The sequence below is a fragment of the Cyanobium sp. Lug-B genome, from assembly GCF_024345635.1.
GTDB classification, from domain to species: Bacteria; Cyanobacteriota; Cyanobacteriia; order PCC-6307; family Cyanobiaceae; genus Cyanobium; species Cyanobium minutissimum.
Map to the genome: position 1 here is coordinate 43334 of NZ_JAGQBM010000012.1, position 24173 is coordinate 67506.

Consider the following 24173-nt stretch of genomic DNA (forward strand, 5'->3'; position numbering starts at 1 on the left):
CACAACCCCTTCTCCGCGCCCCCACCCAGCCCCTTTCGCCCGGCCCCTCCGGTACGAACCGACGCCTGCGGGCCCCAGGCCCGGCCCGCCATTGCCCTCACGGGGTTCCGGTGTTTCCCTGGCCCAGTCACGCGTTCCTGCTGCCGGGCAGGACACCGACCCCACCACGGTTGGCCACCCCCTTGAGCGCCGCCCATCCGCCACCGCACGCCTCCGACGCCCACCAGGCCCGGCGCGCGCTGCCGGAGATGCTCCAGATCGCCACCGCCATCAGCGGGGCGCTCAACCTGCCGGCCCTGCTGCGGCAGATCCTCTCCAGCTCCAGGGATCTCACCTTGAGCGATGCCGGCAGCATCTACCTGGTGGAGGAGGAGAAGGGGGAGAAGCGGCTCTGGTTCACCGCCTTCCAGAACAGCTCCCTGGCCGCCGGCGACACCGGCATCGACGCCAGCCTGCTGGACGTGCGCTTCCCGATCACCCCTGAGCGGCTGGTGGGCTGGACGGCCCTGCACGGCGAGGTGCTCAACCTGCCCGACGTCTACGCGATTCCCGCCGACCGCCCCTACCGCTTCGACGCCGAACTGGATCGCCGCATGGGCTACCGGGCGGTCTCGATGCTGGTGGTGCCGCTGCGGACCATGGCCGGGGAGGTGGTCGGGGTGATGCAGCTGATCAACCGCAAACGGGAGGCGGGCTCGGTGCTCACCCCTGAGACGGCCGCCGCGCTCGTCCGCCCCTACGACGCCGGCGACCAGCAGCTGATCGAGGCCCTGGCCGCCCTGGCGGCCGTCTGCGTCGAGCGCACCCAGGCGCTGGAGGGGCAGCAGCGGCAGATCGATTCGATGATTGCCCTGCTGGCGGGAGCGATCGATGCCCGCAGTTCCCACACCGGCCGCCACTGTTCCCGGGTGCCGGAGCTGGCCCTGTTGCTGGCGGAGGCGGCGGAGGCCACCGAGGAGGGGCCCCTGGCCGCTTTCCGCTTCCAGGGGGAAGCCGAACGCCGGGAGTTCCGCACGGCGGCGTGGCTGCACGACTGCGGCAAGATCGTGACCCCCGAGGCGGTGGTGGAGAAGGCCACCAAGCTGGACGCCCCCGTCAACCGGCTGCACGAGATCCGCACCCGCTTCGAGGTGCTGCTCCGGGACGGGCGCATCGCCCTGCTGGAGGGTCTGCTGGCGGGCGGTGATCCGGAGGCCCTGCAGCGGGACTACGTCCGGCTGGAGCAGGAGCTGCAGGCGGATTTCGCCTGCGTGGCCCGCTGCAACCTGGGCAGCGAAGGCACCGACCCGGAGGATCTCGCCCAGCTCCGGCGGCTGGCGGAACGCACCTGGTGGCGCCACTTCGACGACAGGATCGGCCTGGGCTGGGAGGAGCAGGCCCGCTATGGCGGGCCGTCGCCGCCCCTGCCCGCCCGGGAGACCCTGCTCAGCGACGCCCCCCAGCACCGCATCCCCCGGCCGGCCGAGGAGGTGCCGGAAGCCCGCTGGGGCTTCAACCTGGCGGTGCCGGAGCTGCTCTACAACCGCGGCGAGCTCCACAACCTCTCGGTGGCCAGGGGCACCCTGACCCCGGAGGAGATCTACAAGATCCGCGAGCACATGATCCACACGATCGTGATGCTGGAGAGCATGGCCTTTCCCCCCTCCCTGGCCCGCGTGGCGGAGATTGCGGGGGGGCACCACGAAACCCTCGACGGCCGCGGCTACCCCCGGGGGCTGGGGGCGGAACAGCTGTCGATCCCGGCCCGGATCCTGGCCATCGCCGACATCTTCGAGGCCCTGACCGCCGCCGATCGGCCCTACAAGCAGGGGATGCCCCTGTCCCAGTCCCTGGCGATCCTGGCCGGCCTGCGGGACCGCGGCCGCATCGATGCGGACCTGTTCGAACTGTTCCTGCGGTCCGGGGTGTACCTCACCTACGCGGAGCGCTTCATGGCCACCGCCCAGATCGATGCGGTCGATCTGGACGCCCTGCTGGGGCCCCAGGCCTGATCATCCAAACGTCATCCTGGAGCTGCCGGGCGAGCCTCCAGCTGCTGCTGATGGAGCACGACTGAGGCCGCCGGGGCGACTCCGGGCCCCCGCGCTGGGCGATCATGCCTGTCCCAGGACCTCTCCCTGCGTTGTCGTGATGGCTGCCGATTCCACCCGCCCCAGGCCCCGCAGCGGAGCCGAGATCCGGGAGGCCTTCCTGGCGTTCTACGAGCAGCGGGGGCACCGGCGGATGGCCAGCGCCTCCCTGGTGCCCGACGACCCGACGGTGCTGCTCACCATCGCCGGCATGCTGCCGTTCAAGCCGGTGTTCCTCGGCCAGGCCCCGCCGCCGGCGCCCCGGGCCACCAGCAGCCAGAAGTGCATCCGCACCAACGACATCGAGAACGTGGGCCGCACCGCCCGGCACCACACCTTCTTCGAGATGCTGGGGAACTTCTCCTTCGGCGACTACTTCAAGGAGGAGGCGATCGCCTGGGCCTGGGAACTCACCACCGCAGTGTTCGGCCTCGATCCGGCCTACCTGGTGGTCAGCGTCTTCCGGGAGGACGACGAGGCCGCCGCCATCTGGCGTGACGCCGTGGGGGTGGATCCGAAGCGAATCATCCGCATGGATGAGGCCGACAACTTCTGGGCCTCCGGTCCCACCGGCCCCTGCGGCCCCTGCTCGGAGATCTACTACGACTTCCACCCGGAACGGGGTGATGACGGCATCGACCTGGAGGACGACAGCCGCTTCATCGAGTTCTACAACCTGGTGTTCATGCAGTACAACCGCGACGCGGCCGGCACCCTCACGCCCCTGGCGCGGCGCAGCATCGACACCGGCATGGGTCTGGAGCGCATGGCCCAGATCCTGCAGCAGGTGCCGAACAACTACGAGACCGACCTCATCTACCCGCTGGTGGAAGCCGCCGCCGCCCTGGCGGGGGTCGATTACCGCGCCCTCGACGCCCGTGGCCAGACCTCCCTCAAGGTGATCGGCGACCACAGCCGGGCCATCACCCAGCTGATCGCCGATGGGGTCACCGCCTCCAACCTGGGCCGGGGTTACGTGCTGCGCCGCTTGCTGCGCCGGGTGGTGCGCCACGGCCGGCTGCTGGGCATCGACCGCCCCTTCCTGGCGGTCATGGGGGAGGCGGCGATCGAGCTGATGGCCGCGGCCCATCCCCAGCTGCCGCAGCGCCGCGAGGTGATCCTGGCCGAGCTGGTGCGGGAGGAGGCCCGCTTCCTGGACACCCTGGAGCGGGGCGAGAAGCTGCTGGCCGAGGTGCTCGCCGCCCGGCCGGAGCGCATCAGCGGTGACGCGGCCTTCGAGCTCTACGACACCTACGGCTTCCCGCTGGAGCTCACCGCGGAGATCGCCGAGGAGCACGGCCTGACGGTGGATCTGGACGGCTTCGAGGCGGCCATGGAGCGCCAGCGGCAGCGGGCCAAGGCGGCGGCCGTGAGCATCGATCTCACCCTGCAGGGGGCGATCGAGCAGGTGGCCGGTGCGCTCGAGCCCACCGACTTCCGCGGCTACGAGGCCCTCGACCAGGCGGCGTGCGTGCTGGCCCTGGTGGTCAACGGCGAACCGGCCACCGCCGCCGCCGCCGGCGATGCGGTGCAGATCGTGCTCGACAGCACCCCCTTCTACGGCGAATCGGGCGGCCAGGTGGGCGACCGGGGCGTGCTGCTGGCCGGGGAGGGGGGTGCCGGGGTCGGGGGAGGCCTGATCGTGGCCATCGAGGCGGTGAGCCGCAACCGCAGCGTGTTCGTCCACAGCGGCCGGATCGAGCGCGGCCGTCTGGCGGTGGGCGATGTGGTGCAGGCCCGGGTGGATCGCAGCTGCCGCCGCCGCGCCCAGGCCCACCACACCGCCACCCACCTGCTGCAGGCGGCCCTGAAGCAGGTGGTCGATGACGGCATCTCCCAGGCGGGCTCCCTGGTGGATTTCGACCGGCTGCGCTTCGACTTCCACTGCCCCCGGGCCCTGACCCCGGACGAGCTGGAGCAGATCGAGGACCTGGTCAACGGCTGGATCGCCGAGGCCCATCCCCTGGAGGTGGCGGAGATGGCCCTGGAACGGGCCCGGGCCGCCGGCGCCGTGGCCATGTTCGGTGAGAAGTACGGCGAGGTCGTGCGGGTGGTGGACGTGCCCGGCGTCTCGATGGAGCTCTGCGGCGGCACCCACGTGGCCAACACCGCCGAGATCGGCCTGTTCCGGATCGTCGCCGAGACGGGGGTGGCGGCGGGCATCCGCCGCATCGAGGCCGTGGCCGGCCCCGCCCTGCTCCCCTACCTGCGGGAGCGCGACCGGGTGGTGCGTGAGCTGGCCGACCGCTTCAAGGCCCAGCCGGGCGAGATCCTCGAGCGGGTGGCCCTCCAGGGCGAGGAGCTGCGGGCCACCCTCAAGGAGCTGGCGGCGGCGCGGGGGGCCCTGGCGGCGGCCAAGGCCAGTGCCCTGGCGGAGCGGGCCGAGGCGACCGGACCCCACCGGCTGCTGGTGCAGCGCCTCGATGGCGTCGATGGCGCCGGCCTCCAGGAGGCCGCCCAGCGCCTGCAGCAGCAGCTCGGGGAGGGGGCGGCCGTGGTGCTCGGCGGCCTGCCGGACCCGGCGGACCTGGGCAAGGTGATCCTGGTGGCGGCCTTCGGCCCCTCGGTGGTGGCCTCCGGGGCCAAGGCGGGGGCCTTCATCGGTGGCATCGCCAAGCTTTGCGGCGGCGGCGGCGGTGGCCGGCCCCAGCTGGCCCAGGCAGGGGGGCGGGACGGCGCCGCCCTCGATGGGGCGCTGGCGGAGGCCCGTCGGCTGCTGACCGCCCAGCTGGGTGGCGGCTGAAGCTGGGCGGCTGAGGCTCAGAAGCGGTAGTTCACCCGGGTGTAGAGCCCCTGGCCCAGGAGCCAGTCGTTCCAGGGGCCCAGGTTGTCGGTGGTGGAGAAGGGCACGGCCCAGCCCAGCTCCAGCGACCAGTGGTTGCTGGCCAGCCAGCGCAGCAACAGCCCGCCGGAGCCCACCGTGTCGCCGAAGGAGCCACCGCTGAAGCTGGTGCGGACGCCGCCGGCCCCGATGAAGGGGACCAGCTGGAGGGCACTGGTCCTGCTGTCCCAGAACGTCCAGACGGCCTCGGTGCTGGCCAGCCAGCCGCTGTCACCGCTGATCAGCTGCCCCGGCAGTCCGCGCAGGCCCACATCGGAGCCGAGGGTGAACTGCATCGAGGAGGTCAGCGGGGCGAAGGCCAGCTGGGCGGCGGTCCGCAGGTTGACCTGCCAGCGGGGGGAGACCGTCCAGGAGGCGGAGAGGAGGCCGCCGATGGCGGTGGCCCGGCCCGCCACGATGCCTGCTTCGGCCAGTTCCTGGCGCTGAACAGCCGGGGTCGCCGCGGCGATGCCCTGCAGCAGGTAAGCGCTGCCGCTCCAGCTGCTGTGGCGGCCGGCGCCGCTGCCGTTGACGCCGAGCCGCAGGTAGCCGCCGGCGGGGGCGCGGATGCTGGCGGGCACCGAGGCCGGCAGGGCGCTGCCCTGTTCGTAGATATTGCTGCGGCTGTTGCTGTAGCCGGCGAAGAGGCTCCAGCGCTGGCTGAGGGATTCGCGGAACACCCACTCGAACTGGGCCAGGGCCTGGTACTGGCTGGTGGAGAACCCGTCGGCCGGGGCGGGCAGTTCCACCAGGTTGCGGCGGCTGAAGCCGAGGCCGCCGGTGAGGCTGACGCTGTCGCTGAGGGGGTAGGTGTAGCTGAGGGAGGCGATGGCGGCGCCCAGCTCCGGGCTGTCGGTGGCATTGAGCTCGCTGTAGATCAGCAGGGTGTCCCCGCGCTGCAGCAGGCTCGGCTTCAGCAGCGTGGCCACGGCGCGGAACTCCCCCGAGCCGCTGTTGCCGTCATTGCGCAGGGCCAGATCCCCCTGCCAGGGCTCCTTGGACGGCTCCACGGCAACGCGGAACACCCCTTCGGAGGGATCGCTGCCCAGCCGCGCCAGGGTGCCCCGCACACTGCCGATGCCCGGCTGGCTCTTGAGCAGCTGCAGCTGCAGCTCCACCGTGGACAGCCGCAGGATCTGGCCCCGCAGGGGCCGCAGCAGCCGGCCGACGCGGCGGTTCAGCCAGGGATCGCTGCCCGAGACCTGGATGCCGACCACCCGGCCTTCCACCACATCGAGATACCCGGGCGCCGGGTCGCTCACCACATAGACCCGGCTGCTGACGTACCCGTCGAAGACGAGCCGGGTGCTCAGGGCCACGGCGCAGGCCTTCAGCCGTTCGGTGGCAGCGGCGATCCGGCGGCATTCGGCCAGGATCGCGGCCACCTGCTCGGGGCTGTAGAGCGTCAGCCCGCGGATCTCCGGCAGGGGTGCCTGTGCCTGGGGGCCTGGATCCGGGGCGGCGGGGCCGGCCGGCGGCGGTGCACTGCCGTCGGGCTGGGGGGCGGGGGCCTCCAGGGGGCGGACGTCGATCGGAGGGGCCGGCTGGGGTTCGGCGGGAGCGGGACGCTCGAACGGGCGGGGGGCGGCCGGAAGGCGGATCGGACCATCCTGGAGGGGCGGGGCCACCAACTGGGCGAGAAGGAGGAGCATTCAGGGTGGGCCGAGTTCCCGCTCAGAAAGACAGGCTGGTAGCTTGCTGAAGAGTCGATGAGATCAGGCGGAGTGCCGCCTGATGTGTGCGGATACGCGAATGATCACCCAGCTAGTGACGCGACCAATGAGCCCGCCAGAGTTTCAGCCGTCAGCGCCTAGGGAAGCTACTGGTTGTGGTGGGATGTGGCCCCCATCTTGAGTAACAACCGCTACTTTTTATCCGGTAAATTGGGCTGGATTCGCTTCATTTGTCCGGTCCGGCTGACGCAACGGCGCTCCCCCTTCACGCCCCTGGGGCTCACCGTCGTGCTCGGGCTGCTGGCTTCCCCCGTTGCCGCCGGTGAGATCACCGCCACCGGCGGCAGCCTCGGCCTCGGCACTGTGGTCAATGGCCAGCTGGGCGGCAGTTGCTTGGGCGGTGCCTGTGCGATCCGTGGGGGCACGTCCGCCGGGGCCAATCTCTTTCACCGTTTCTCCGCCTTCGATACCCGCGGCGGCATCACCGGCGTCACGCTGGATGTGGGCGGGCATCGCAACGTGATGGTGGGGGTCACCCACCCCCTGGGCAGCTTCATCGACAAGGCCGTCACCCTGAGCCAACCGGCCAGCCTGGTCTGGCTCTCGCCGGGGGGAATCCGGCTCAGCGGCGCCGGCACGTTCGGCAATGTCCAGCAGCTCAACCTGACGACCGCCACCAGCCTGCGGGTGGGCGAGGGGCGCTTCGACGTGCTCGGCACCACGGCCGCCGCGGCCGCCGCCCTGGTGGGCGCCCCGGCCCTGGGTGCGGCCGGCCTCGGCACCGATCCGGCCGCCCTGACCCAGCTGGGCCTCACCGCCCAGGGGGATCTGGCCATCGACGGCGGCCTGCTCACCGTCGATGGGGGCCTGCTGCTGGATGCCCAGGGCGGCCATGTGCTGCTGGGGGGAGCCCGGCTGCAGGCGCCCGGGGGGACCGTGGCCCTGCAGGGGCAGGAGGTGTCGCTCCAGGACAGCACGGTGGAGGTGTCCGGTCCGGCCGGCGGCAGCATCCGGCTGTCCGGGGAACGGGTCTCGATGGCCGGATCGAGCCTGCGGGCGGACGCCGGCGGCGCGGGTCAGGGCGGGACCATCGAGATCCTGGGCAGGGAACGGGCCGAGGTCCAAGGGGTCATCAGCGCCCGGGGCGGTCCCCAGGGTGGCGATGGCGGCTTCGTCGAAACCTCGGCCAGCCGCCTGACGCTCTCCGCCGCCCCGGATCTGTCGGCGGCGCGGGGGCGGGGGGGCACCTGGCTCATCGATCCCCGCGACATCGCCATCGTTCCCAGCGGATCGGGTGGCGGCGCTCCCCCCGGCGGTTCCGGTGGGGGGCTGCCGGGCTCCGCGTCACTGGTCGATGTGGGGCTGATCAACACCGCCCTCAACGGCGGCCAGACGGTGATCGTGGACACCACCGATCCTGCCGGGACCCAGTCGGGCACCATCTCCCTGCTGGCTCCGGTCGAGAAGACGGCCGGGGCGAACGCCGCCCTGGAGCTGCGGGCCGACGGCGACATTCTGATCAACGTTCCCGGCGTGGATCCCGCGGCCTTCTCCAACACCTCCGCTGGGGGCCGGCTGGATGTGGATCTCTGGTATCAGAAGTCCGCCGACCCCTCCACGCCGGCGGGATCGATCAGCTGGCAGAAGGGCGCGGTGGATATCAACACCGGCACCCTGCGGACCTTCCAGGGGGCCTCGCGGATCGACGGCAACATCGAACTCACCGGAGCCTTCGAACCGTTCCAGCTGCGTTCCGGCACCCTTCGGACCGGCGAATTCAGCTGGAGCCCCTCAAGTGTCGGGGCCATTCAACTGGGTCTCCTCAATGATCCCAGGCCGGCCGTTCTGGATGTCTCCAGGCGATACTTCCAGGGTCCCGGCCGCACTGTCACCGCCTTCTCGACGGCGCTGCTGCGGATCGGTCCATCAGCCCAGAGCAGCGGCATCGACGGGGGCACGGTCACGGATCCGACGCCCGTGAAGACCACCCGGATCAACGTCGCCACGGGGGCGACCCTCGCGCTCACCCAGGCCACGATCGCCGGTCCGAATCTGGCCGTGGAGAGCGGGGCCCAGCTGCAGCTGTCGGGAACCACCCGGCTGGCGGCCCTCCAGAACGCCGGATCCATCGTGATCGGTCCCTCGGCGACGCTGGACCTGCAGAGCGCCGTCGTCTCGCCCGGTTCCTCGATCGTGCTGCAGGGCACGGGCGCGGCGGGGTTGCGCATCGACGACAACAGCTTCCGCAATGAAGGAACGATCCAGGGGTCCGGCCTGATCGAGGTGGACTCCTCCCTGGGGACCTTCATCAACGAAGGGTCCCCGCTCCCAGGGGCACCGGTCGCCACGCTCGATCCCGTCGGATCGCTTCGCGTCCGCGCCGCCAGCCTCACCCTGGGGGCCGACAGCCAGCTCCTGTTCGACCTCTCCACCGCCGACCAGCTCTCCGTCTTCGGCGACACCCTCCTCGGCGGGGGACTGGAGGTGGCGTCACCGCCGGTCGTGGGGGTCATCACCCCCTTCGAGCTGATCAGGGCCCGCGGCATCTCCGGCGCCTTCGATCCCGCCAGGGTGTCCCTGGCCGTCGGTTTCACGCTGCAAGGCGTCGTCACGACCGGCGATCCCCAGCTGCCCTTCAGCTTCGGCGGCGACCTGGCGGCGACACCGGCGCCGCCCCCGGCGCCCCCCGACCCGCCCGTCACCCCCATCCCACCCGTCAGCCCCACCCCGCCCGTCACGCCGGCGCCGCCCCAGACGGTCACGGCTCCGGGAGCAACGGCTCCGGGGGCCTCCTCACCGTTCTCCCCGTCGAGCCCGTCGTTCCTCCTGCCCGATCTCGGCTACCGCATCTTTCCGTCCACCCAGACGACACCCTTCGGCTCCACCCTCACCAGCAGCCGGCGCGGGGTGGGCTCCGATGCCCTGGCGGTGAACCTTTCGGAGGCCGATTTCAGCCTCACCGGCGGGTCGCTGCCGGTGCCCGGTCCCCTCAGTGTCACCACCACCAGCCTGTCCCCGGCCCTGGTGGCCGCGGCGATCACCGACGGCGATCAGCAGCGCACCGAGGACGTGCGCCGCACCCTGGGGGATGTGGGAACGGCGGGGGAGTCCGGCGGAACCCTGCGCCTCGAGGAACTGCAGCAGCTGCTCAGCAAGGCCTCCCAGAAGGGGGGCCAGGAGGACGAGCGCTTCAATCCGGCGGTGCTGATGGTGTCCTTCACCGAACAGAAGCCCGTGGCGGGCCAGGAGCCGAAGCCTGTGGCGGACCAGGAGCCCGGGGCCGCCGGCGCCACCGGGCCGAAGCCGGCCAATTCGTTCCTCGATCTGATCCTGCTCAGCCGCCGGGGGGAGCCCGTCGGCAAGCGCGTCGAGCTCTCCAGGGAGCGCTTCGGCGACCAGCTGCGGGCGCTGTACCGGCAGCTGGCCCGCCTCGAGCCCCTGCAGGTGGACAATCCCCAGTCCCCGTCCCGGCAGATCCACCGGGCCCTGATCGAGCCCATCGCCGCGGAACTCCGGGCCAAGGGCATCACCACCCTGGTGATCGTTGCCGACCGGGGCCTCCAGGGTCTCCCCTTCGCGGCCCTCCACGACGGCACCAGCTACTTCGGTGATCGCTACGGCTTCTCGATCACCCCGTCCCTCAACCTCACCTCCTTCGGCCCTCCGCGCCAGACCCGGGGGCGGGTGCTGGCGGCGGGCGCCTCGGAGTTCGAGGGGCTCAGCCCCCTGCCCCTGGTGCCCGAGGAACTGGCCGGCATCCCGGAGGGGGTCGGGGTCGACCGCTTCCTGAACCGGAGCTTTTCCCCGGAGGTGCTGCTGAGCAAGGCGGCCGACCCGCGCTACGAGCGCCTGCATGTGGCCACCCATGCCGAATTCATGCCCGGTGGCCCCTCCCAGGCCCGCATCTACACCGGCACCGGCTCGGTGAGCCTGCAGGAGTTCGCCCGCCTGCGCCAGCAGCGCAGCGGCAGCCCGCTGGAACTGTTCGTGCTCAGCGCCTGTCGCACGGCCCTGGGTGACAGTGACAGCGAGCTCGGATTCGCCGGCCTGGCGCTGCAGGCGGGATCCCGCAGTGCCATCGGCACGCTCTGGTATGTGGATGATGTCGCCACCTCCGCCTATTTCCTGCAGCTCTATCGCTTCCTCGACCAGGGAATGCAGAAAGCCGAAGCCCTGCGGTCCACGCGCCAGGCCATGTCCACTGGCAAGGTGCGTCTGGAAGGCGATAAGGTCATCGGGTTCGATGGCCTTCCCCTTCTCACGGAGCTGAGCCCATCCCAGCGGCGTCGGATTGCGGCGGGTGTGACCCATCCCTACTTCTGGGCGGGGGTTCAGTTGATCGGCACTCCCTGGTGAGGCCTCCCCTGACGAGCTTCTCCGGTCATCCCGGTTCTTCACTCTGTGCCTGATCTGTCAGCTGTCTTCAACGTCTTTCTGATGCTGGCGATGGCCCATTTCGTCGGGGATTTCGGGCTCCAGAGCGATCGCATGGCCCGCGAGAAATGCCCCGGTTGCGATGTGACCCTCGGCTGGGGTTGGTGGCTCACCTCCCATGCCGCCATCCATGGATGTCTGGTGGGAGCGATCACCCAGTCCCCCCTTTTGGGTGTGGCAGAATGGGTGGTGCATCTGTTGATTGACTTCGGCAAATGCCGACGTCTCTGGAGCCTGGCGTTTGATCAGGCGCTTCACATCATCACCAAGCTCCTCTGGGCCTGGCTGGCCATCCGTCAGGCATCGCCGGGCTTCTGGTTGTCATGAGTTGCCAGGCGTTCTCCTGAATCCTTGCCATCTGCCGTGGTCATGAAGACAGTGTTCCCTCAGCAATCGACCACCCGGCGATGGGCTGCCGGCACGGCCCTGGCGGCAGGGCTTCTCATCCTGGCCCCGCTGGCGGCGCTGGAACCGCCGCCAGCGCAGGCCCAGAGCGATCTGCGCAAGAGCTTCCCGGGGCGCCGGGTCGGCGGAGGCACCCGCGGTGACTGCTCCAGCCGCCTGCTGGCCCACCTGGTGCCGGCCAGCAGCGTCTTCGCCCCCGGCAAGGAGCGCTACCTCGGCCTGCTTGAAGGCCCCAGCGCCTCCCCCAGCCCCCTGGAGATCACCTTCCGCCCCCTGAGCGGCCGCGGCACCGCCGATGCTGCGATGGCCTCGGGCCAGCGCCGGGTGCTGCCGGCCTCCACCCCGGGCATCACCCTGATCACCATGCCGTCTGTGAAGATGCCGACGATCTGGGAGTCCAGCTACCTCTGCCCCGGGGCCGCGGCGACCCCCACCCCCGCCGACCCGCTCAACTTCGTGGCCGCCGACTCACCGCCGGCCCTCAGCCTGCTGGTGGCCGATGCCTCCAAGGAGGATGGGGCCGTTCAGGCGTCCCTGGTGAAGCTGCACCGCTCCTGCGGCGCCAGCGTGCCCCGGGAGGAGGTCGGCTCCGCCTTCGGCCTGTCCGACCTGATCACGGCCCAGTGGCCCGAGCGGATTCCAGTGCGCTGTCCCGCCTGAGGCCACCCCGCAGTTCCCAGATGCGCAGCGGTTCGCTGCGCCCCTTGAGGTTGATCGCCCCCCAGTCGAGCCACTCCAGCGGCAGGCCCTTGGGCAGCAGTTTCTCGGTGGTGGACGACACCAGCACGCGGCAGAGATTGGTCTGACGCTCCTTGTCGAGGCTCTCCAACCGGGCGGCGCAGTTCACCGCATCGCCGATCACGGCGTACTCCAGCCGTTCGCTGCTGCCCATCGATCCGGCCAGGACCGGGCCGGAATGGACGCCGATGCGCAGCCCCATCGCCGGCAGCCCTTCCCTCTGGAGCTCCTCGTTGAGGCTGGCCACGGCGCGCTGGATGGCCAGGGCCGCATCGATGGCCGCTTTCGCATCCGCCTCCTCGCCGCTGCTCAGGGGGGCCCCGAAGACCGCCAGCAGGCCATCCCCGGTGAACTTGTTGACCATGCCGCCCCGGCGCGTGATGGCAGGGACGAACAGGGCCATGCCCCGGTTCAGCCAGGCGAGCAGCTCACCGGGACTGAGCCGTTCCGAGACGCTCGTGAACTGGCAGGTGTCCAGCATCAGCACCGTGACCGGCAGCTGGCGCCCCTCGAAGCGGCCGTCGCTGAGCAGGCCATCGCGCTGGTTCCAGAGCTGGCGCGCCACGGCCGGGGAGGTGGTCTGGCCGAGCAGCCGCTCGATCTGCTGGCGCTGTTTCTGGCTGGAGGCGCCCCGGCGCACCCATGCCGCACCGGCCATGGCGATCAGCCCGCTGAGGGGCAGGCTCAGCCCGATCCAGACGAAGTTGTAGAGCAGCAGCACGGCGCCACCCACCATCAGCACCGTCACCAGCCCCACCACGATCACGCTGCGACGCAGCAGCACGAAGGCCTCCCCCAGCACGATCCCCAGCACCACCGCCACACCTTCGGCGAGCCTCTCCACCCAGCCGGGCAGCGTCCGCAGCCGCCGCGGGTCGCCGGCCACGTAGCGATCCATCAGGCCGGCCAGCCGATGGGCGTGGATCTCCACCCCCGGCACCAGCAGCTGTTTCGCCCCGAGGGCGGAACGGGTGTGGGGCACCGGGAAAATGTCGCGCAGGCTCGGAGCGGTGCTGCCGATCAGCACGATGTGGCCACGGATCTGGTCGGCGGGGATCGGCCGGCGGCCGAGCACATCCTGGAGGTTCCAGAGGTGGAAGCTGCCGATCCGGTGGAAGGACAGCATCTGCTGGAAGCCGGCGGCATCGAGCTGGTCGTACCCCCCCGAGGCCGGCTCCAGCCACGGGCCCGGTTCCCGCCCCGCGTCCAGCCGCTGCCGCAGGCTGCGCTGGCCCCTGCCCAGCTCCAGGAGCCGCAGGGGCAGGGAGACGGTGGCCTCGTCCTGGCCGGCCACATGCACCAGATCGCGGCGGATCACCCCGTCGGCGTCGAGCACCAGATCGTTGAACCCCTGCCGATCGGGCGGCGTGCCCGGCACCGGGCCGATGGCTTCGGCCACATTGAAGATCGAGACGAGGCGGGGGTTGGTGCGGAACCGTTCGCGCAGGCAGGCCTGGCCGGGGCCCACCCCCTGGTCGCGGTAGATGTCGAGGCCGATCGCCACCGCCCCTCCGGCGCTCAGCCGGTCGATCGCCTCGCACAGCACCCGGTCGTCGATGGGAAAGCCGTAGGTGGCGAGGTCCGATTCGTCGATGCCGATGATCGTGATCGGCTTGTCCGTGCCCGGCGGCGCCGGACGCAGGCTGGTGATCAGGTCGTAAAGCAGCAGGTTGAGGGTCTCATTGACGGGGCTGCGCTGCAGGGCCAGCAGCAGCAGCCCGGCGGCGGCGTAGGGGACGAGGGAGCGCAGGCCGTCCGCGAGGTGGAGCGCCCGCAGCCGTGCCGACCAGGACGTTGCCTTGGGGCCGGGCGGGGTGCCGCTGTCCATCAGCTGCCCTTGAAGGCGTAGAAGAGCCGCTTCATCGTGTCCAGCAGCGCGTTGGAGCGCTCCGAGTGCTGCTCGCGATCGAGGTTCCGCAGCTCCGCCTGGCGCTCCTGCACCATGGCGGCGAAGCGCTCCAGCAGGTCCGGATTCTCGTCCAGCAGACCCTTGATGCTGTCCCGGTCCACCTCCAGCAGCAGGCACTCCTCGGTGGCCCGCACCGTGGCGCTGCGGGGGGCATCGAGGAACAGGGTCATCTCGCCGAACACCTCGCCCGGCCCCAGCTGGCGCACGGCCACGGTGTGGCCGGGCTCCAGCTCCTTGAGGATCTCCACGGCGCCCCGCAGCACATGGAACATGGAGCGCCCCTCGGCCCCCTCCTGCACCACCGCCTCGCCGGGGCCGTAGGCCACCAGGTGGCTGCCCTCCACCAGGGTCTCCAGCTGCTCGGCGCTCAGGTCGGTGAAGAGCCCCACGCTGGCCAGGGTCTGGCAGCACAGCTGGGGCGAGGGCCGGGCGGCCCGCTGGGGCCGGTCCCGGGAGCGGCGCGGCTGCAGCTCCCGCACCGGGAAGGGGATGCTCTGGCCCTCCCGGGCCAGGGCGTACCAGATCTGCTCGAGCAGGTCGCTGCGCAGGTCGCCGATGGCGCCGTCCCCCATCTCCCGCTGCCACACCTGCAGCTCGTAGGCGATGGCGCTGTCCTGGAACTCCTTGACGCGGATGCGGGGGGCGGGCTCCCGCAGCACCCGGGGATGCTGCCGCACCACCTTCTCCAGCAGGGCCCTGGCCTGGGCGGGCGGCAGGTCGTAGTCGAGGCCGACCGAGAAGCGGTTGCTGACGGCCCCGGAGCGGCCCAGGTTGCGTAGCACCCGCTCGGTGACGAGGCTGTTGGGGACGACCACCAGCTGGCCGTCCATGTTGCGGAGCATGGTGTCCCGCCAGTTCACCTGCACCACCACCCCGCGCACGCCCTCATCCAGCTCGAGGAAGTCGCCTTCGGTGAACTCGTCCCCCAGCTGCAGCTCCAGGCCCGCGAACAGGTCCTTGAGGGACTCCTGGGCGGCCAGGCCGATCACGGCGGTGAGCACGGCGGAGGTGGTCACCAGGCCCACCAGATCCAGCCGCGCCGACTGGCGCACCAGCACCACCGTGGCCAGGGCGCCGCTGCCGAGGGTGAGCAGTTGCAGCAGCAACTGCGGCGGCGGCCGCCACAGCCCCAGGTGGGCGGGCACCTGCAGGACCGCCCACAGGGCCACCAGGATGGCGGCATAGGTGAGCAGCAGGTCGTCGGTGAGCAGCACCCACACCCGGTAGGCCGGCGGCAGCCCCTGCAGCGGCAGCGAACTCAGCAGGGCCCAGGCGCCGATGGCCAGCAGCGGCAGCCGCAGCGGCACCGCCGGCAGGGCCCGGTGGCGGCAGAGACGGGCCAGCACCAGCAGCCCGGCCGTGGCGGCCAGGGCGCCGATCCAGATCTGCAGCAGGGCCAAGGCGCACGCTTCGATCGCCCCATCCTGCCGCCGATCCTGACGTTCGGCTCCGTGGGCGAGCAGGCTGGCTCCAGCCGTCCTCCCGCCATGCGACCGATCGTCCTGCGTCCCCTCGCCGTACTGCTGGGTCTGGTGGTGCTCGGCACCAGGCCCGGTGCCGCCGTCGCCCAGGTGCAGCTGCGCTGCGACGGCACCCTGCTGGAGGCCAGGGGCAGCGCCGAGCAGGAACGGCCCACCCGCCGGCTGTCCTTCTCCCTGGCGCTGGAGGCGGAGGGCCCCACGGCCGACGCCGCCCTCCAGGGCCTGCAGGAGCGGCTGGCGGCGGTGCGCCAGGCCCTGCAGCAGCTGCAGGTGGAGGAGCTGCGGGTCACCTCACCGAGCACCTGGCAGCGCGAGGCCGATCGCCGCCGGCCGGCGGCGGTGACGGCCAGCCTGCAGGTGAGTGGCCGGCTGGCTCCCGAGCGGCTGCAGCCCCTGATCCGGGAGGTGGGGGCCCTCCCCGGGGTGCGGCTGGCCCCGGTGGGCACCGAAGCCGATCGCGTCCAGGACGCGGCGGTGCGCCGCCAGTTGCTGCGGGCGGCCTACCAGGATGCCCTCACCCAGGCCCGCGACGTGGCCGCGGCGGTGGGCCTCAGCCGGCTGGCCCCCCTGGAGGTGCAGCTGGAGGGCAACGATTTCCGGCCGGTGATGATGCGGGCGGCCGCCGCCGAGGCCGCTCCCCCCTTCGATCCGGCCGAACTGGCCCAGCCCGTCAACCGCCTCGGGCTGATGGTGCGGTTCTGCGCCCGCTGAGACGATTCCGGCGGCATCGATGCGTTTCCGGCCCGGTTGAGCAGAATGGGCCATCCGCACCGGAGCCCTGAGCCCATGCGCCGCCGCCACCTGCCGAGCCTCTCGATGGTGCCGATCCTGGTGCTCCTGGTCGGTCCCGCCCTCGGGCCCTTGCCCGTGCGGGCCTCCGAGAGCGCGGTGGTGCAGGAGATCCTCGATGGCAACGAGCTCTTCATCGACGGCAAGACGGCCAAGGTGAAGCAGAAGGCCGTCGCCCCCCAGAAGGTCAGCACCCAGAACAGCCGCGGCCAGATCCGCTTCGACAGCGGCGCCGCCGGCCGCCTCAACCGCTTTGCCCTGCTCAAGCTGGGCCAGGGCTGCTTCCTGATCGAGAAGGGCCAGATCCTGGTGTCGGGCAAGCAGAGCGGCTGCACCCGCTCCGCCCGCCTCAGCGTGCGGGGCACCAATTACCTCCTCGACGTCAACGAGTCGGGAGAGGCGGAGATCTCCGTGCTGGAGGGGTCGGTGGAGGTGGAACCCCTCGCTGACGGGGAACCCACCGGCAAGCCCGCCACCACCGTGGAAGCGGGCCAGAAGCTGCGCCTCTCCCCCGCCGGGGTGGTGCTGGCGATCCTGGGGCTGAGCGTCACCGACTACAACAGCATCCTGGGCGGCCCCCTTTTCCAGGGCTTCCGGGTGCCGCTGCCGGCCTACGGCTCCCTGGAGAGCTACATCCGCTCCCGGGTGCCGGGGGTGAACCTCCCGGTGCCGATCAGTCCACCGTCGCTGCCCTTCGGTCTGCCGCGCTTCTTCTGAGCCGGTGATCCGCCCGCTCCCGGTGCTGCTGGCGGCCATGGCCACGGGCCTGACCGGCCTGACCTCGCCAATGGCCACGGCAGCCAGCCTGGCGGGATCGGCGCTCGTTCAGGAGATCCTCGATGGCCCGGAGCTGTTCATCGAACGCCGCCAGGCCCACGTGCGGGAGCGGGCGTTCACGCCCGAGCTGGTCCGCACCCAGAACAGCCGCGGCCAGCTGGGCTTCGCCGGGGGTGCCGCCGGCCGCCTCAACCGCTTCACCCAGCTGCGCCTCGGCAGCACCTGCTTCCTGCTCAGCAGCGGCCAGATCCTGGTGTCCGGCCGGCAGAACGGCTGCACCCGCTCCTCGCGGCTCAGCACCCGGGGCACCAACTACCTGATCACCCTGCTCGACGGCGGTGAGCAGGACGTGACGGTGCTGGAGGGTTCGGTGGAGCTCCAGCCCCTCGCCGATGGCCGGCCCCTGCCCGGGGTGCCGCTCCTGGTGGCCGGAGGCAACCGGGTCCGGCTCTCCAGCCAGGGGGCCCTGCTCTTCCAGCGACCCCTCACGGCGGACGATTACGCCGCCATCCTGCGGGGACCTTTGTTCGAGGGATTCACCGTCCCGCTGCCCGGCATGGCGGCGCTGGAGGCCTTCGTGCAGCGTCGTTTCCCCGGGGTGAGCGCCGCCCCGTCCACGCCGGCGGTCAGCCGTGACCCCCTGGTGGAGACCATCAACCGCTACCGGGCCCAGGCCGGCCGCCCCGCCCTGCAACCCCTGCCGGCGGACCTGGCGTCCCGGAACGCCGCCTACCTGGCGCCGGTGCTGGAGGAGTTGCTGGCCAGCCGCGACTGCGACCACGACCGTTCCCGCTGGGGGGCGTTCCAGAACCGCATGGCCGCCTCCGGCCCGCTGATGCCCACCAGTGAGGTGATCGCCTGCTCGATGCCGGCCGGTGCCTGGAACCCGGAGCGGATCGTGTCCCGCTGGATGGGCTCGCCCCTGCACACCCAGATCCTGATCAACCGTCCCAGGGCCCGGGCCATCGACTGCGTGCGGCTGGAGCGCTCCGGCCGGGCCGTCGGGATCTGCACACTCTGGAGCCCGGTGCCGCGATGATGCCCCGACGCCGCAGCTTCCGGGTCCTGGTGGTGGCGGTGCTGGCCTGGGTGGGGGTCAGCGCCGGCTGGCCGGGACCCCGGATGCGGGTGTGGGAGCGGGGCGTGGAGCAGCAACTGCTGCTGCTGCGGGGCCCGCGCCGGCCGCCGCCGAAGGTGGTGCTCGTCACGGTCGATGACGCCACCCTGCAGCAGGGGGACTGGTTCGAGGAGGAGGGCCGGATCCCGGACTGGGCGAAGGGCGTCGGCAGCCTGCCCTGGCCGCGGGCCACCTACGGGATGGTGGCGGAGAAGCTGCTGCAGGCCGGCGCCAGGGCCGTCGCCGTCAACGTGGTCTTCGAGGGGCCGAGCGGCAAGGGGCCGGCCGATGACGACGCCCTGGAGCTGCGGCTGCGGCGCTACCCCGGCCGGGTCGCCCTGGCGGCCGAGATGCTCGAATCCGACGATGCTCAGGGAGCGGGAGCCCTCACCTTCGTGCGGCCGGAGCGCTTCCTGGCGGCCATCGGCGGCACCGGTTCCCTCGGGCTCACCAACATCCTGGCCGGTACCTCCAGCGAGCCCAGCCGCCACCCCGAGGCCTATGCCAGCGGCGTGCTCCCCGCCCGGGGCGCCGAGGGCCACAGCGCCCTCTCCTCCACCCTGCTGCGGCTGGGGGGCCAGCGCAGCCGCCAGGACGACCGGGCCAGCGCCCTCAATTTCTATGGTCCGGAAGGCAGCTTCCTGCGCCTGCCGGCCTGGGAGGTGCTCGACCCCGAGCGCTGGAAGAACCACCCCCTGCGCCAGGACGTGAAGGGGGCCCTGGTGCTGCTCGGCCCGGTGGTCGCCCAGGGGACCGACGGCTACCCCACCCCCTTCGGCCGCCTGTCGGGGCTGGAGGTGCTGGCCACCGCCACCGCCAACTCGCTGCAGGGGGACGGGCTGCAGCCCTGGCCGCGCCGTGCGCCGGGACGGGCCCTGCTGGCCCTGCTGCCGCTGCTGCTCGTGCTGGCGGCGGCCCGCCGCTGGAGCGACCTGCGCTGGCGCCTCGCCCTGGTGGTTCTGGTGCTGGTCCTCCAGGGGGCCCTCGTCGTCGTGGCGCTGCAGCAGGCCAACCGCTGGCTGCCGCTGCTGGCGCCCTCCTCGGGCCTGGTCCTGCTGGGCCTGCTCTACGGGGGGGATGCCTACCTGCGGGAGGGCCAGGAGCGGCGGCGCCTGCGCCGCACCTTCGAGCGCTACGTGGCGCCCGGGGTGGTGGCGGAGATCCTCTCCGACCCGGAATCGGCCCAGGGCATCCTGCGCGGCCGCCTGCTGGAGGTGACCGTGCTGATGACCGACATCAAGGGCTTCACGGTGCTCACCAAGCAGCGCAGCGGCGAAGGCCAGAGCGAGCTGCACGTGCTCCAGCTCAACGAGTATCTGGGCGCCATGGTGGAGGTGGTGATGGCCCATGGCGGCACCGTCGACAAGTTCATCGGCGATGCGGTGATGGCGGTCTTCGGCTCACCGGTGAGCCGGGGGGTGGCCGAGGAGGCCAGCCAGGCGGTGCGCTGCGCCCTGGCCATGCGGGCGGCCCTGGCCCGCCTCAACGAGGACTGGGAACGGCGGGGCATCGCCACCCTCGACAACGGTATCGGCCTGGCCAGCGGCCAGGTGATGGTGGGCCAGATCGGCAGCCCCAGGCGGATGGAGTTCACTGTCATCGGCGACACGGTGAACCTGTCGGCCCGGCTCGAATCGGCCACCCGCAATGTGGACGCGGCGGTGGTCTGTGACGCCCAGACCGCCAGCCTGATCGCGGCCGACCCCGGGCTCGCCGCCCGTTCCCTGGGCCCCCAGGCGGTGAAGAGCCTCGGGGAGGTGGAGATCTTCACCGTCGCCCTGGCGGAACAGGTTGTGGCCGGGGATCAGGCCTCCAGATAGGTGGTCTGCTCCAGGCTGGCCTTCAGATGGGCCATCAGGCGGCGGGCGTCGCTGATCGCCAGGTCGCCCCGGCCGATCGCCTGCTCGCTGGCCAGGCGCAGCCGCTCCAGCAGCAGGTCGGGGTCGTGCTCCATCGCCTCGAGCACCTCGGCGTTGGTGTTGCCCCGCACCACGTGGTCGACCCGGTAGCCGCCGCCGGCCGCCAGCCGGATGTGCACCGCGTTGGTGCTGCCGAACAGGTTGTGCAGGTTGCCCATCACCTCCTGGTAAGCGCCGCCGAGGAACAGCCCGATCCAGTAGGGCTCACCGGGCCGCAGGCCGTGCAGTTCCAGCAGCGGCTTCACCTGGCCCCGGTCGATGAAGCGGGCGATCTTGCCGTCGGAATCGCAGGTGAGGTCGGCGAAGCTGCCCAGCCGGGTGGGGCGCTCGTCGAGGCGGTGGATCGGCAGCACCGGAAACAGCTGGTCGATCGCCCAGGTGTCCGGCGCCGAGCGGAACACCGAGAGGTTGGCGTAGTAAGTGCCGGCCAGGGCCGCCGGCAGGGCCTGGAGCTCCTGGGGGATCACGGTGCCCGGGGGCAGGCCTTCGAGCTGGCGGGCGATCGCCTGGCAGCTGGCCCAGGCGAGGCGCTCGGCCGTGGCGCGCTCCGGCAGGCTCAGGTAGCCGAGCCGGAAGGCGGTGAGGGCGTCCTCCTTGAACTTGAGGGCATCGTTCCAGGCCTCCTGGAGCCGTTCCACCACCACCCGCTCACCGGCGTCGTCCCCTTCGAGGCCGCCCTCAGCGGCGATCGCCGTGATCAGGGCGTGGGTGTCGCGCAGGTTGCGCAGGATCAGCGCCTCCCCCTCGGCCGGCGGCGGCACCGTTTCGCCGCGGGCGCCGGCCCCGAGCACGTCGAACACCAGCACGCTGAAATGGCTGGCCAGGGCCCGGCCGCTCTCGCTCACCAGCGTGGGCGGGCGGATGCCGTGGGGCTCGCAGCACTCCCGGATCGTGGCGACGACGTCGTTGGCGTAGTTCTGCAGCGAGTAGTTGGTGGAGGCGGCGGTGGCGGTGCGGCTGCCGTCGTAGTCGATGCCCAGGCCGCCGCCCACATCGAGAAAGCCCATCGGCGCCCCCAGCCGGGTGAGCTCGGCATAGATCTGCCCGGCCTCCTGCAGGGCGTCCTTGAGGACGGCGATGTCATTGATCTGGCTGCCGACGTGGAAGTGCAGCAGGCGCAGGTCGTCGAGCAGGCCCGCCTCCCGCAGCCGTTCCACCGTGGTGAGAACGTCGGGGATCGAGAGGCCGAACTTGGCCCGCTCGCCCACCGAGCTGCCCCAGCGGCCGGTGCTGCGGGCCGAGAGCTTGGCGCGGATGCCGATGAATGGCGCCCCGCCCAGGGCGCTGCTGGCGGCGATGATCCGCTCCACCTCATCGGCCTGCTCGATCACCACCACCGGCTGGCGCCCCAGGCGCCGGGCCAGGATCGCCGTCTCGATGTAGCGCCGGTCCTTGTAGCCGTTGCAGATCAGCAGGGCGTCGGGATCGTCGAGCAGGGACAGGGCGATCAGCAGCTCGGCCTTGCTGCCCGCCTCCAGGCCGAAATGCCAGCGGCGGCCGCTCTCCACCAGCTGCTCCACCACGTGGCGCTGCTGGTTGCACTTCACCGGGAACACCCCCTGGTAGCGGCCGTTGTAGCCGTACTGGGCGATGGCCCGCTCGAAGGCGCCGTGGAGACGCTCGAGCCGGTCCTCGAGGATGTCGTCGAAGCGGATCAGCAGCGGCAGGGACAGGTCGCGGCCCTGCAGCTCCCGCACCAGCTCCACCAGATCGAGGGAGCCGCCGCGGTCGCCACGGGGCTGGACGATCACGTGGCCCCGGGGACCCACCCCGAAGTAGGGCTCACCCCAGCGGTCGAGGCCGTAGAGGGCCGCCCCGTCGGCGGCGCTCCAGGCATCAGCCCGCCCGGAAGGGACGGGGGGCACGCCCGGCGGGCTGGTCGGTTCGGCGAACACCATCGCAGCCTTGGGTTGGCTCAGGCCTGAGGGGGCAATCTAGGCGGGGCCTTGTGGCGGCTGCCCCGGCCTGGGCGTTGCGGCAGCTTCGGGTCAGCGGCGGAGGCCAATCCACGAAGGAGGCCGATCCACGAGCCTGTACAGCGTGTACAGGTTCGGAGTCGCGCCGGTGCCGGACGGGCAACCCCGGCCCGGCCGGCCGGGCGCCCCGTCGAAAGGGCACGGGGTTGCTTGCCAAGCGGCAGCCCCAGCGCGGACGATGGCCCGAACACCTTTCCCTTCCCCATGGCCACCGAACGCACCTTCCTCGCCATCAAGCCCGACGGGGTGCAGCGGGGCCTGGTGGGCGAGATCCTCGGCCGCTTCGAGCGCAAGGGCTTCAAGCTGGTGGGCCTCAAGCAGCTGGTGCCCAGCCGGGAACTGGCCGAGAGCCACTACGGCGTGCACCGGGAGCGCCCCTTCTTCGCCGGCCTGGTGGAGTTCATCACCAGCGGGCCGGTGGTGGCCATGGTCTGGGAAGGGGATGGCGTGATCGCCAGCGCCCGCAAGCTGATCGGTGCCACCAAGCCCCTGGAGGCCGAACCCGGCACCATCCGCGGCGACCTGGCGGTGAACATCGGCCGCAACGTCATCCACGGCTCCGATGCACCGGAAACCGCCGTCTTCGAGATCGGGCTCTGGTTCCAGCCCTCCGAGCTGTGCGCGTGGACGCCGGCCGACCAGGTGTGGCGGGTCGAGCCCTGAGCGGCCATCCTGGGGACCGTCGGGTCCCCGGGCCATGGTGCTGCGCAGGAGCCTCAGGCCTCCCGGGCCGCTGAAGCTGGCGCCCGTGGCCATGCTGGTCGCCGGGCTGGCGCTTGGTCTGCCCGCCGCCGGCCCCCTCGCCGGGGCCATGGCGGCCCCCCGGGTGCCCCGGGTGGTGGATGTGCCGTCCCGGCCGGCCTACGTGATGCCGCCGGCGGCGCCGGAGCGGCCGGCCCTGGTGGGCCAGGTGCTGCGGCCGTCCACCGTGCTGCGCACCGAGAATCCCGGCCGGCTGCAGATCCTGCTGGCCGATGGCCGCAGCTTCCGGCTCGGGGGCAATGCCCTGCTGCGGATCGAGCCGACGCTGCTGGATCTGGTGCGCGGCCGGATCATCGCCTGGATTGCTCCCGGGGCAAAGCGTCCCACCCCCCTGCGGATCAAGACCCGGGTGGGCACGGCCTCGATCGAGGGCACCACGGTCTTCATCGAGGACACCGCCGACTCGGTGCTCTTCCTGAGCTGGGAGGGGGAGGTGGAGGTGCGCGCCGATGACGGCACCGTGTACCGGCTGAGCAGCGGCCAGCGCCTGGAGGCCACCCCCGACGGCTGGAAAGGCCCGCGCCGGATCGACGCCACCGAGGCGAGGCTGCGGCGGCGCAACAGCGAGCTGCTCAACGGTTTCGGGGCGCCGATGGAGACGCTGCCGGTGCTGGAGCGGGAACTCGGGCTCACCCCCTGATGTCCCCCTGGCCCGGGCTGGGGCGCCGGCTCTGGTGGCTGGCCCTGGCCGCCCCCCTGGTGGCGGGCCTCGACCGGGCGCCCCTCACCCCCCTGGGCCAGGGGCCGCGGCTGCTCGACGACCAGCTCGTCCAGACCTTCTTCCTGCTGCGGGGGCCCCGCCCCGCCCCGGCTGACCCGGTGATCCTGGCCATCGACGCCGACTCCCTGGAGCTGGGGGAGCTGCTGGCCCCCGGGGAGCGCCAGGCGTCGCCGCTGTGGCGCCAGATGGGCCCCTGGCCCTGGCCCCGGGCCCTGCAGGCCCGGTTGGCGGCCCATGTGCTCGAGCAGGGGGCGGCCCGGGTGCTGTTCAACATCGAGTACAGCCAGCCCAGCCGCTTCGGCCCCGCTGATGACCGGGCCTTCGTGGCCACCCTGAACCCCTGGCGCCAGCGGGTGCACCTGGCCGCCCACTTCGGCGTGCGGGAGGAGGGGGGCGTGCAGGAGAGCCGGCTGCGGCTGCCCATCCACCCGCTGGGTGCCCCCGGCCTCACCACCCTGCGGAAGGCACCGCGGGGGGGGGTGGAGGCGGTGCGGGGCCAGGGCTGGATCGAGGCCCGGCTGGGCGATTTCCCGCCGCCCCGGCCCCGGCCGAGGGCCTTCCTGGTGCGGCCGGCACCGCCAC

General features: G+C 72.0%; 16 protein-coding genes. 12 read left to right on the forward strand and 4 right to left on the reverse strand.

Translation table 11 applies throughout. From position 1 onward, the window contains the following. Positions 1-170: 170 nt before the first annotated feature. Together KBY81_RS04895 and alaS are read left to right on the forward strand one after the other, a co-directional pair. Entirely contained in the window at positions 171-1991 is a 1821-nt protein-coding gene (locus KBY81_RS04895) for an HD family phosphohydrolase (protein ID WP_254975822.1), read from the forward strand. A 139-nt stretch (positions 1992-2130) separates the two neighbouring features. Then, a complete protein-coding gene (alaS, locus tag KBY81_RS04900; protein WP_254975823.1) occupies positions 2131-4812 on the forward strand; it encodes an alanine--tRNA ligase in 2682 nt (893 codons plus the stop codon). A gap of 17 nt (positions 4813-4829) precedes the next feature. On the opposite strand, the gene KBY81_RS04905 is transcribed toward alaS, so the two are convergent. After that, the gene (locus KBY81_RS04905) at positions 4830-6542 is read right to left on the reverse strand and encodes a ShlB/FhaC/HecB family hemolysin secretion/activation protein (protein WP_106219460.1); all 1713 of its coding nucleotides are present in this window, start codon (positions 6540-6542) and stop codon (positions 4830-4832) included. 231 nt (positions 6543-6773) lie between these two features. Here KBY81_RS04905 and KBY81_RS04910 point away from each other — a divergent pair, with 231 nt between their 5' ends. From KBY81_RS04910 to KBY81_RS04920, 3 genes are read left to right on the forward strand one after another with little or no spacing between them, the layout of a single operon-like run. Beyond that, a complete protein-coding gene (locus tag KBY81_RS04910) occupies positions 6774-10919 on the forward strand; it encodes a CHAT domain-containing protein (RefSeq protein WP_254975824.1) in 4146 nt (1381 codons plus the stop codon). Positions 10920-10964: 45 nt separating this feature from the next. Further along, complete coding sequence (locus tag KBY81_RS04915) at positions 10965-11324, forward strand: DUF3307 domain-containing protein (RefSeq protein ID WP_219903797.1); 360 nt, start codon at positions 10965-10967, stop codon at positions 11322-11324. 42 nt (positions 11325-11366) lie between these two features. Next, positions 11367-12062 (forward strand): hypothetical protein, encoded by a 696-nt coding sequence (locus KBY81_RS04920; protein WP_254975825.1) that lies wholly within the window; start codon positions 11367-11369, stop codon positions 12060-12062. Here KBY81_RS04920 and KBY81_RS04925 read toward each other — a convergent pair. Both KBY81_RS04925 and KBY81_RS04930 read right to left on the reverse strand, forming a co-directional pair. Further along, complete coding sequence (locus KBY81_RS04925) at positions 12016-13968, reverse strand: CHASE2 domain-containing protein (RefSeq protein ID WP_254975826.1); 1953 nt, start codon at positions 13966-13968, stop codon at positions 12016-12018. The genes KBY81_RS04920 and KBY81_RS04925 overlap by 47 nt on opposite strands. Further along, positions 13968-15449: a mechanosensitive ion channel family protein gene (locus tag KBY81_RS04930; protein ID WP_254975827.1), complete on the reverse strand. Its 1482-nt coding sequence runs from the start codon at positions 15447-15449 to the stop codon at positions 13968-13970. The genes KBY81_RS04925 and KBY81_RS04930 overlap by 1 nt, the downstream gene beginning before the upstream one ends. Positions 15450-15536: 87 nt before the next feature. Between KBY81_RS04930 and KBY81_RS04935 the strand changes: the two genes are divergently transcribed. From KBY81_RS04935 to KBY81_RS04950, 4 genes are all read left to right on the forward strand, one after another. After that, entirely contained in the window at positions 15537-16241 is a 705-nt protein-coding gene (locus tag KBY81_RS04935) for an SIMPL domain-containing protein (RefSeq protein WP_254975828.1), read from the forward strand. A 75-nt stretch (positions 16242-16316) separates the two neighbouring features. Beyond that, complete coding sequence (locus tag KBY81_RS04940; protein WP_106219455.1) at positions 16317-17036, forward strand: FecR domain-containing protein; 720 nt, start codon at positions 16317-16319, stop codon at positions 17034-17036. Between the two features lie 4 nt (positions 17037-17040). After that, complete coding sequence (locus KBY81_RS04945) at positions 17041-18135, forward strand: hypothetical protein (RefSeq protein WP_254975829.1); 1095 nt, start codon at positions 17041-17043, stop codon at positions 18133-18135. Then, entirely contained in the window at positions 18135-20033 is a 1899-nt protein-coding gene (locus KBY81_RS04950) for an adenylate/guanylate cyclase domain-containing protein (RefSeq protein ID WP_254975830.1), read from the forward strand. The genes KBY81_RS04945 and KBY81_RS04950 overlap by 1 nt, the downstream gene beginning before the upstream one ends. On the opposite strand, the gene speA is transcribed toward KBY81_RS04950, so the two are convergent. Continuing rightward, entirely contained in the window at positions 20018-22030 is a 2013-nt protein-coding gene (gene speA / locus KBY81_RS04955; protein WP_254975831.1) for a biosynthetic arginine decarboxylase, read from the reverse strand. The two genes, KBY81_RS04950 and speA, sit on opposite strands and share 16 nt — an antisense overlap. A gap of 282 nt (positions 22031-22312) precedes the next feature. Between speA and ndk the strand changes: the two genes are divergently transcribed. From ndk to KBY81_RS04970, 3 genes are all read left to right on the forward strand, one after another. Continuing rightward, positions 22313-22771 (forward strand): nucleoside-diphosphate kinase, encoded by a 459-nt coding sequence (gene ndk / locus KBY81_RS04960; protein WP_106219450.1) that lies wholly within the window; start codon positions 22313-22315, stop codon positions 22769-22771. Between the two features lie 34 nt (positions 22772-22805). Next, complete coding sequence (locus KBY81_RS04965) at positions 22806-23510, forward strand: FecR domain-containing protein (RefSeq protein ID WP_254975832.1); 705 nt, start codon at positions 22806-22808, stop codon at positions 23508-23510. Next, a partial coding sequence (locus KBY81_RS04970) for a CHASE2 domain-containing protein (RefSeq protein WP_254975833.1) occupies positions 23510-24173 on the forward strand: 664 nt, incomplete at its 3' end. The genes KBY81_RS04965 and KBY81_RS04970, both read left to right, overlap by 1 nt.

What these genes read in the sequence shown, in the direction of transcription:
- alaS (WP_254975823.1), top strand. Translation starts at nt 2,131, where the DNA reads ATGGCTGCCGATTCCACCCGCCCCAGGCCCCGCAGCGGAGCCGAGATC.
- KBY81_RS04905 (WP_106219460.1), bottom strand. Translation starts at nt 6,542, where the DNA reads ATGCTCCTCCTTCTCGCCCAGTTGGTGGCCCCGCCCCTCCAGGATGGT.
- KBY81_RS04920 (WP_254975825.1), top strand. Translation starts at nt 11,367, where the DNA reads ATGAAGACAGTGTTCCCTCAGCAATCGACCACCCGGCGATGGGCTGCC.
- KBY81_RS04925 (WP_254975826.1), bottom strand. Translation starts at nt 13,968, where the DNA reads ATGGACAGCGGCACCCCGCCCGGCCCCAAGGCAACGTCCTGGTCGGCA.
- KBY81_RS04935 (WP_254975828.1), top strand. Translation starts at nt 15,537, where the DNA reads ATGCGACCGATCGTCCTGCGTCCCCTCGCCGTACTGCTGGGTCTGGTG.
- KBY81_RS04940 (WP_106219455.1), top strand. Translation starts at nt 16,317, where the DNA reads ATGCGCCGCCGCCACCTGCCGAGCCTCTCGATGGTGCCGATCCTGGTG.
- KBY81_RS04950 (WP_254975830.1), top strand. Translation starts at nt 18,135, where the DNA reads ATGCCCCGACGCCGCAGCTTCCGGGTCCTGGTGGTGGCGGTGCTGGCC.
- speA (WP_254975831.1), bottom strand. Translation starts at nt 22,030, where the DNA reads ATGGTGTTCGCCGAACCGACCAGCCCGCCGGGCGTGCCCCCCGTCCCT.
- ndk (WP_106219450.1), top strand. Translation starts at nt 22,313, where the DNA reads ATGGCCACCGAACGCACCTTCCTCGCCATCAAGCCCGACGGGGTGCAG.
- KBY81_RS04965 (WP_254975832.1), top strand. Translation starts at nt 22,806, where the DNA reads ATGGTGCTGCGCAGGAGCCTCAGGCCTCCCGGGCCGCTGAAGCTGGCG.